This window comes from Paraburkholderia sp. SIMBA_053 (assembly GCF_046534895.1).
Taxonomy (GTDB): Bacteria; Pseudomonadota; Gammaproteobacteria; order Burkholderiales; family Burkholderiaceae; genus Paraburkholderia; species Paraburkholderia caledonica.
The window spans coordinates 1-618 of sequence record NZ_JAWRXU010000052.1 but is presented as its reverse complement, the minus strand read 5'-3'; the positions used below and the strand labels follow the sequence as shown (position 1 = coordinate 618).

Sequence of the window (618 nt, the reverse complement as noted above, 5' to 3'; positions counted from 1 at the left end):
GCGGCGCGTGGCCCGACACGAAAAATCCCGAGCCGCGCCGCGCGACGATCACGCCTTCGGCAACGAGCCGGTCATAGGCCTCGACCACCGTCGACTTCGACACGCCGAGCGCGTCCGTCATCACGCGGATCGACGGCACGCGTGCGCCTGGCATCAGCGAGCGGCTGGCAATGCGTTCACGCAGATTGTCCATGACGATGCCAACCCGCGTGCCTTGCGGCTTTTCGCCGTCGGCGCTCTGTCCACTATCGCCCATCTGTACTGCTCCTTCGTCGGTACAGTTTGCATGAATTGTACTGATCCGTAGCTTAACGTTTTCATGCCGGGAGCGGATGCTATAGGCTTCATTTCATTGCGCACGGACTTTTCGAATGGACAAGACGACGAACGGCTGGCTGAGCGGGTTCATAGGCGTGGTGATCTTCAGCGGCTCGCTGCCGGCCACCCGCATTGCCGTGCAAGGGCTCGACCCTGTGTTTCTGACGGTCGCGCGCGCAACCATTGCAGGCACGCTCGGTCTCGCGCTGCTGCTCCTCTTTCGCGAGGCGCGTCCCACGCGCCGCGACGTGATTCCGCTCGTGGTCGTCGCGCTCGGCGTCGTGGTCGGCTTTCCGCTCT

At 63.6% G+C, this 618-nt stretch carries 2 protein-coding genes; one reads left to right on the top strand and one right to left on the bottom strand.

Annotated features, from left to right (window positions below):
* A partial coding sequence (locus tag SB753_RS34475) for a GntR family transcriptional regulator (protein WP_410804505.1) occupies positions 1–256 on the bottom strand: 256 nt, incomplete at its 3' end.
* A gap of 115 nt (positions 257–371) precedes the next feature.
* On the opposite strand from SB753_RS34475, the gene SB753_RS34470 reads away from it, so the two are divergent.
* The coding region (locus SB753_RS34470; protein WP_410804503.1) for an EamA family transporter at positions 372–618 on the top strand (247 nt) is incomplete at its 3' end.